Annotated in this window: 4 protein-coding genes; all 4 read right to left on the minus strand. The window is 35.6% G+C overall.

What is annotated here, in order from left to right; all coding sequences use genetic code 11:
* Positions 1–417 precede the first annotated feature (417 nt).
* Complete coding sequence (locus DRF65_RS27875) at positions 418–1,020, minus strand: hypothetical protein (RefSeq protein WP_115973972.1); 603 nt, start codon at positions 1,018–1,020, stop codon at positions 418–420.
* A gap of 5 nt (positions 1,021–1,025) precedes the next feature.
* A complete protein-coding gene (locus DRF65_RS27880; RefSeq protein WP_115973973.1) occupies positions 1,026–4,706 on the minus strand; it encodes a DUF6443 domain-containing protein in 3,681 nt (1,226 codons plus the stop codon).
* A gap of 70 nt (positions 4,707–4,776) precedes the next feature.
* Positions 4,777–7,560 carry an RHS repeat protein gene (locus tag DRF65_RS27885; RefSeq protein WP_123947451.1) on the minus strand — a complete coding sequence of 928 codons (2,784 nt, stop codon included), beginning with the start codon at positions 7,558–7,560 and terminating at the stop codon, positions 4,777–4,779.
* A gap of 6 nt (positions 7,561–7,566) precedes the next feature.
* Positions 7,567–8,899, minus strand: a 1,333-nt coding sequence (locus DRF65_RS27890) for a T9SS type A sorting domain-containing protein (protein WP_133297841.1), incomplete at its 5' end; no start/stop codon positions are given.

The following is an 8,899-nucleotide window of genomic DNA, read 5'->3' on the forward strand; positions in this document are numbered from 1 at the left end:
TCACTGTATTCTTGTACGGGGGATGATATTTTTGTTAATTTCATTAGGGTGACTGATTTTATGGTTTTTTAGTCAACCTTTTTCAGGACGAGACAGATAAAATACAAAACCTTCACTATTGTAAAGGTTTATTATTTATTTTAGCACGAGCTAGATGCTCGCATCAGTGGGGGGAACTTTAAAGACAGTTATAAAATTCTGATAATAGACTTTTAAAGCCATTTTTGTAATACAAAACCCACCGCAAAAAACGGTGGGTTTGTTTTTTATCTACCGACACGAGCGAGAAGCTCGCGCCAGCGGAGGGGGCTTTCTCTAAAATTTTAAGAATATTATCTATATCGTCATCTCTTCATTATCATATCCTACTTCAAATAGTCTTTAACAATTGAAGTAGGTAGTAACAATATTTCATTTTCAATCCTTATTAATTTTGATATCCCCATCAAAACCTAATGAATTTAATAATTTTTTGTACCATGGTCGTGTAAGTTCTTCTTTAAGAGCCAATGTTGATCGCATAGTTTCCCATGGAAAATCCATATTTGAACTTTTACGCAGCCATAATACATCAGGTTGGGACTCTTTAGATACTATATACAAATAAGAAAGATTTGTTAATGGTATATCTCCTAATGGTAATTTCTCTGTATAATTAATAATTTCTTGTTCTTGTTCAATATTCTTTATAAAAACTAGTGTTGGAAACTCATAATAATAAAACATTCTATTAAGTAGTGATCTATTTATAAGAGTACTCACTTTTAATTTACATAAAATAATTCTACTATCATTCCCAATATTAACTAATATTCTATCCGAAATAGAATTCATTGTATTTATAAAGTTTTCATCCTCTATCCATCGTTTAAAACCTAGAAAATAAACATAAGAAGTATTTATTAAAAAATATTTAAAAATATCATCCCATTTCATTTGGCTTATATTAAGATCATTTTCCATATCTTTTATACTAATCATTTCCTCGTTATATCTAAACAAATCTAAACTCTTATCCATAAAAATTATTTTTTATAATTCCAGTAATTAAATGGTGCATGCCAAGGATATTGAGCAGAACTTCCATAAGTAGAGCTTCCAATATTAAATCTAAAATGAGAATGAATACCTATTGATCCTGTTGGATTAGCATGAGAAGTTCCATAATCCCATCTTAATAGGTTTCCTTTAATAGTACTTTTCATCGAAAGTATTGTACCTCCTGGAACACCGGGTCCATTTCCATAAAGAGCCTCTACCTTATAACTTCCAATTTTAAGTCCATTTTTTCCAAAAACACCATACCCTCCTCTAATTCCAAATGGATTTATTTGGGATGTTTGTTTTAACACGATTGTTTCAGCAACTTTTTCTGTTAAATATCCAGCACCATATGCATAATCATTTGTAGTATAATTTGGAATATTACCACCTAAATCCAATAAGCTGTTTATTGACTGGATAGTACCATAAGCGCCTAAAGTTGCTGTATTAGCTAATCCATCCCAATAACTTTTTCCAAAAAATTGTCCTTTAATATAGTCCCAAGTTGATTCAGCTCCTTTTATAAAACCATTAATATAGCTATTACCGATTCCCATATATCCTCCCATCGCTGCTGTAAATCGACTGTCCATCAAAAGACTATTGTATCCAAAATTATTAGAATTACTCCAGGTTGATTCTTTTCCTTTTGCTGTCAAAAATACAGGAACTGTAAAATGATCCCCAGAAGCCATGTTAGCATAACCATTATAATTAGTTGGATTTCCAGAATAATCCATTGTTCCTCCCCAGTTATTACTAAAACCTCCGTAACCATTATTGGTCCATGTAGTACCTTCTGGGGAATAAAGGATTTCTCGCATAAAGTCTGCAGAAATCCTACCATCAGGGTCAAAATAATAAACAGGATTATTCAATACATAAGCATAAGGACTGGCAGAAAGATAGTTTTCCGAAAGCTGATCCATCCCATTCCATCTTCCCAGATCAGGAAAATATTGCCTCCAGCCATAATCATACATTCCCGTTTCCTGAAGCTCCTTTTCGTTAAACTTATAAGAATAATGGCTTCCAAACTTAGACGTTCCTAATGATCCCTGGATATGATTCATTCCAAATGGATAATAATTATTGGTATCGATAATTTCAGGAGCGCCTTCGCTGTTTTTAGCAAAACTTACCCTGGTATTTCCAAGGTGGTCTTTATACTGGTAAATATAGCGGTTTTCTGCATAACTGTAAAAACCTTCAGCAGTGGGCACAAAATCCAGTTTCCACGCTGGTGCTAAATCAGAATTAGGAAAGATTGTCCCTCTATTTGTATAAGCCTGTTCTTCAAAAGCAGATTCTGTACGGCAGGTCAGACAGATCCCGCCTCCCTCAAAATAACGATACTGAAAACCATCCAGGTAATCCGTAATCTTCGCAACAGGAGTTTCTCCTCTTCGCCCTCCCTGTTTAAAATAAGTTTTTCTAAGCTTAGTTCCATCTCCACGGTAAAGGTAATCCAGACTATAAGAATAGGTCCCAAAATCAGATGCTTGAACAATGGATAATCTCTGAGGAAGATTCAGATGATTATAAACAATAGACTGAATCCCTTTATCCTTCATATTGATCATATTCCCGTTTGAGTCATAATCAATCATATTATCTCCTCCTTCATAACCGGTATCGTTTAATGCGTATTCTTTTACCTGATTCAATCGGTTTCCTGTATACTGATAGTCAAGATCATCCACTTGTGTTACTGTAGTGCTGCCGGAAATTGGGATAGCATTTCTTTTCAATGTTTTTATATTTCCGTTCATATCATACGTCACCCTTTCATTAAAAGTATTATTGAAGGGAGTCGTTGAGTTCGGCTCAGAATATACAGCATCCCGAAGCCTGTTTACCTGATCATAGCTGTAATTATAACGTTTCAATATGCCTTCTGAGGCATTTTTCCAATCTATTTCCGCAATATTTCCATTGTATTTTCCGGGAGCAACATTCGGATTTTGAGGGGTTACATATTTTATTTCATAACCAAAAAGCTTGCTCCCAAGATTTGCAGGGTCATTTATTTTGGAAAGCCCACCTTGGATATTATAGGTATAATCTATACTTTGAAGCGGATTGGCCAGATCTGTACCACCTACTTTTTTATTTTTGAGCTGAGAAAGTTCGTTGTATTCATTTCTGGATAAAATTTCTTCAGGCTTCTCATTGATTTTATGTTTGTGAACAAGTAATCTGTTTTGAGCATCATAGGTAAAAGTCTGTGTGATCACTTGTTCGGCATCAGTATCCAGTCTTTTATGATATACTTTAGACTGCTTCGTTAATCCTATAAAATCAAGCTCCAATTCTGTCTTGGTATAGCCTCCCAGGTGGTTAATAGAATTGGTAGCCACCACTCTGGATTTGGAATCATACCAGTTCCAGGTTTTGGTCCATTCATCATCTTCAATATTCTTTACATAAGAGGCTGTGAGAAGACCTTTGGTATTTTGAGAAGCAGTCATATCATCTTTGATAATATTCTGTCCTATGATCTGTGTCGGGGGAGTCGGAATTCCTGCAGGATAAGTATCATAATAATTGACGCTCAGGATAGATTCCGTATCCACCATAAAATAATTATTGACATAATAAACGGTCATCCCACTTTTGGTGAATCCCTGCGTACTTCGAGGTTCTGAAATGATATCATTTTTAATCAAATCTTGTAAAACTGCTCTTTTTGCGGTTGATACCACAATACCTGTATAGGCAACTCTTCCTAAAATATCATACTTTGTAATGAACCACTTGCCCTTCGATGCCATGGCTGCATCCTGGGTCAAGACCAATCTGTCGGCTTTATCATACACCATATACTCCCAGCCTTTTCCAGGCAGCTTTTTTTCTACAAGCCTTCCTGATCCGTCGTATCGATATTGATAACAAAGATTATCCTTTACCGTTCCATCCAAGGAAACAACAGAAGCCAATGGAGGAATTACCAGAACCAACTGTCCGTAATCATTGTACACATAATAGGTATCTATATTCTGGGTTCCATCATTTTTACGGGTTAGAATGAGCTGTCCTGCTGTATTTTTAAACTCAACGGTTATATTTCCATCACCATCAGTAACCGTAGTTTTTATCAATTGATTATTCGCGTAGGTTCCATTTTCAGTCACAGCAGAAAAAGTAGCGTTATCACTCCACGAATTGGATACCGCATACTTTTTTACTTCTCCATTCATGTTGGCACTGTATTCTATCTGAACCGGATGCGAAGCCCAGTCATTTCCAATCGGAATCACTTTATTAACTCTGCTTAAAGGAGAGCTTTCCATCTGTTTTTCAGAGTAAATTTTTTCAGCGCCATAGATCCCCGGAGCATTAGCCAGCGGTGATGTATACTTCGCACCAGACTGTGTAGCCGTTTGCGGAACAGGAAGGTATTCTTTATTTATTCTCCCGAAATCATCATATTCTATATGGGTAACTATATCCTTTCCCGACGGAGTGGCTGCAATATCCACAAGTTGGGTATTTCTTCCCAGTCCATCAAAATATTGGACAGTCTCTGTTTTTTTGACACAGTTTTCATCAAGACAATTCTTGACATAGGTATAGTTCTCTGTAGTCGTGGTATTTAATGTCTGAGCCTGAGAATATCCCAAAGTCAACACAATACCCAGTATATTTAAATATTTTTTCATAGTTGATCATCATCATAAATTGTGAAACATGATCTCTGTAATTGTCTTATATACGATCATCGGAAAATCATTAATGTCTATAGTTATACTGATATTCATTGACTGTCTTACCGTTCCCGTCCATTATTTTTATCAGCCTGTTGAATGCATCATAAACATAAGTTGTTTTCATTCCGTTAGGTGAAATACTGTTGGTAACCCCTATCATCGGATCATAAGTAGAGGCGGTCATAACATAATCTTTCAGGGCAGGATCTTTACGCATATTCTCTAAAGCCTGTAATAAAACTGCTTCATTATCAGGATTGTCTGCATCAGCATTGGATGCTGATACAGCAGCTATAACAGATTGCAATACTGATACCTGATTAAAGGAAAGCCCTTCAATCTTTGCAATAGGGTATGTTTGGTAATATCCCCAAATGGTAGTAACCGGAACATTATCTTTTCCGCGTGCCTGTAACAGATTTCCTTTATCATCATACTGCTCCATATACCCTTCTGTGACCTGATTTTGGTTCTGTGTATTAAAGCTTGTTACGGACGAAGGATACAGAGATGAAGCAGCATCATATTTTGTTTCCGTTTTATCTACAAGAATTCCATTCACTTTTACTTCCGTCTGCAATGGAACAGAGGTCATATTGGCATTGATAAGACGGATATTATTCAGATCTCCGGCATATTGTATTTTCTTTTCAGTAATTTTTCCATCCGGAGCAGTTTCTTTCATGGCTGACAGCTGAAAATTGGATGGATTAAATGTAAATTCTGATATATTTTGCAGTTTTGTTCCATTGCTGTAGTAAGTATTAGACACTGTTTTGGATGATTTCAACCAAGACGCTCTTGATTTATAGCCACCACATACCATATATTCATCTACTCCACTAATTTCATCAAATACATTGTCCATGTTTTCATCTGATAATAATTGATTTTGCTTATTAAAAGTCTCCATTTTCACCTTCACCCCTGAAGACACCATGTTGTAGTAAGGCCTGTACCACGATTGATTATTCAGAATGTAGTCATCAAGCGTTTTAAAATAATGTTTGGTATATCCCAGGTTACTGGAAGGTTCTCCATAAATTTCCTTGACATTTGTATAGATTATATATCTATCATCATAATCAATATCTTCCCCATGAGTGCATGTTTCGTTATAGAACATCTTCCCACTTGAAGAATTGGAATCTGTAAAAAGGTCGTAGTTATAAGTAATTGTTTTCTTTACTATTTTATTAGCATCATAATATTTTATACTTTTTATACGCGGAATTTTTACATAATAACTATTTCTAATAGGGCCATCAGTATTGAAAACGGCATAATTAGTGAGTGACCCATTACCATTTCCACTGATTTTAATGGTATAAGTACCTGTAGGCAGATCATAATTTTCTATCCAAGGACATCGTTTTTGATACTCAACCAACTTCTGTCCTGCAGAATTAAAGAGCTCATACGTTGGCGGGATAATAATATCCCCATGCATATTTTTAATAACATAGGTTTCATCAGCATTAAAAATCACACGGTACATTTTTTTCTTTGGAACCTGAAAGGTATAATTACGAGTAGTATGGGTGTCAAAATTAATGCTATCTACGACCTTTAAATATTGATGATTGGGTTCTCCAATATAATCATCAGACAATTGAGAATTAACCTTATTTGCATAGATTTCTCCTGCTTCAAAATTATATTCGACCTGCCCTCCTTCTGGCAGTGTCATACTCTTTAAAGCAGAGACAAAATATTTAGGATTTATTGGTCTGGTATCGGTGCACACATAATCTCCAAATTGATTGGGATTTGATAAGGGTCCGTAATTGTTTATCGATTCACTACTATAGTCAAACGTTCGTTTTTCTATTTCCTTAAGGCTTTTATCCAATTTAGTCAAGTATTTAAGATTACTATTCCAATAATCAAAGCTGTACTTAGAAATCAAATGTGAAGACTTATCCCATTGTGAAATCGTTTTTATCTTATAAGGATCTTCATTTTTATCAAATGTCTCAACATCCTGATCAAACACGTTTTCAAAAGTTATTTTACCATATCTTGTAGATATGGTTTCCAATTTACAATATTGATACAGCAGAACAAGTGACTGATAGCCTCCATATTTACTCTTTTTTTCATAGGTAAAATTGGCTATCTCAGTATTACTTTCATCTATAATCTTAGTTAAATAAAAAGCGGATCTGTAGTTAAATCCACTACTGTATCTAACATCAAATCGGGCAATACTATAATCACTAAAAACATATTTAAAGCCCTTAGTATCAGTTATTGTAAATGAATTCAGGATAAGTGTTGCAGGGTTAGAATCTCTGGTATATTCTATTTTAAGATTATTTACTGAGATATTATTTACTGTAAAAGTGTTATTTATAGTATCTCTTACAATCTTGAATTTCCCTGAATTCCCAGGGAAATTATAATAATAAATATCATCAAACTTATTTTTTTTGTAATCATATTTACTTGCATCCTGATATTTCTCATCAGGATCATTAACATTTTCTTTAGAAATGACCCCTCCTTTAATCATTGACCATCCGATACCTACTTCAGTTCCTCTTTTATTGGGTCCATCATTATAGACGTGATAACTTAAAATCACTGAAAGATTCAGATTTTGATTTCCGGTGGGCAATGAAAATAATGGAAGGGATATATCAGGAACTCCTGTAGATAGAGAGACAGGCGTATTGATATAAGATGCCATAGAAGAAACTGATGGCACGGGAAATGAAGTATCCCCAAAGTTTCTTTGAGTAGATGAAGTTTGTGACCAACTCCAGTTAAAGAGTAATATTAATATTAAAAATATTCTTTTCATACGTGTTTATTTTTTAATCAGCTTTGCACTCGCTGTTTTGTTATTATCCGTTTTTATAGTCACCAGATAAGCTCCCTGTACCAAAGCCTGGGTATTAATCTTGGTCACATTGTTCTTTGTTTTCAAATTTTGAAGCTGTCTTCCGCTCATATCATACAGCATAATATCTGCTTCCTTAAAATCAAAGCCAATTTCTACGTAAGCATAATCGGATACCGGATTGGGATAGATCTTGATATCATATTTTTCAATCTGATCATTTACCTGTTTATCACCAAGTTTTACAATCTTCCAGTTTTCTTTCCCTAATTCTTTGGCACTGGTTCCTGCCAGAATAATAGAGCCATCTCTGTTGAGTTTCAAATCTGAAAGTCTCTCTTCTTTCTGTCTGGATTCTCCGCTTACATGTTTTCGCCATTGTTCATTTCCGTTTCCATCCAGGTAGATCATCCAGAAGGTCTCATCATCTTTTTCTATTCTTCCTTCGGCTTGGGTGTAACCACCTAAAAGAATCCCTTTCGAGGATTTGTCGTCTCCTGAATGGATTACGCTTGCTCCCATCAGGATATCACGGTTTTTGAAATTGTAGGATTTCTGCCACTGTTCATCACCTTTTTCATTTAAAGAAATCAGCCACAGATCGGTTCCTTCTTCAATACCAACCGTCTTGTTTCCTGATCTTTCGGATCTGGATTCCCCACCGATGATATAACCATTTGAGGTTAAAGACAGGGTTCTGATATGGTCATCTCCTTTTCCGCCAAAGTTCTTTTCCCATTCTACTTTTCCGTTTTTATCCAGTTTGATGATCCAGTAATCTCCTTCACCAAAGTTGCTGCTGGCTTTTGGCGTCTGGCTAATGGCTGTTGAACTGACAGATCTTTCATCTGAAGATTGACTTTCAGGATTTCTTAATCCTGAACCTCGAACTTCGGAGCTCCTTGAATAAATTCCTAATAAGGCTCCACCATCTTTTGTGGGGATCATTTTCTCTACTTCATCTAACCCTTTTCCGCCTACTATCAATTGGGATAGTTCTTTTCCGTCTTTGTCGAGTCTGGTGATCCAGACATCTTTGGAGCCATACCCTTGGGAAGAGTTTTGTACATTCCCGGCTACAAAAAAGCCTAAATCTGTACTTTGAATGACTGCTTTAGCTTCTTCATCGGAAGAGGTTCCTAATGTTTTCTGCCAGATTTCATCGCCAAATTCATTGATCCGGATCAGCCAGATATCTGAGCCGCCTTTGGAATCTTCTTTCTTATCCAGTCCTTTTCCGGAGTATGAGGTTCCTGCTAAAAGAAATCCTCCCTCCTGAGTGCTGACTGCTGCAGATAAA

The organism is Chryseobacterium pennae, from assembly GCF_003385515.1.
Taxonomy (GTDB): domain Bacteria; phylum Bacteroidota; class Bacteroidia; order Flavobacteriales; family Weeksellaceae; genus Chryseobacterium; species Chryseobacterium pennae.

Bases quoted from the DNA above. Each gene is read 5' to 3' on its own strand.
- DRF65_RS27885 (WP_123947451.1), bottom strand. From the start codon at position 7,560: ATGAAAAGAATATTTTTAATATTAATATTACTCTTTAACTGGAGTTGG.
- DRF65_RS27880 (WP_115973973.1), bottom strand. From the start codon at position 4,706: ATGAAAAAATATTTAAATATACTGGGTATTGTGTTGACTTTGGGATAT.
- DRF65_RS27875 (WP_115973972.1), bottom strand. From the start codon at position 1,020: ATGGATAAGAGTTTAGATTTGTTTAGATATAACGAGGAAATGATTAGT.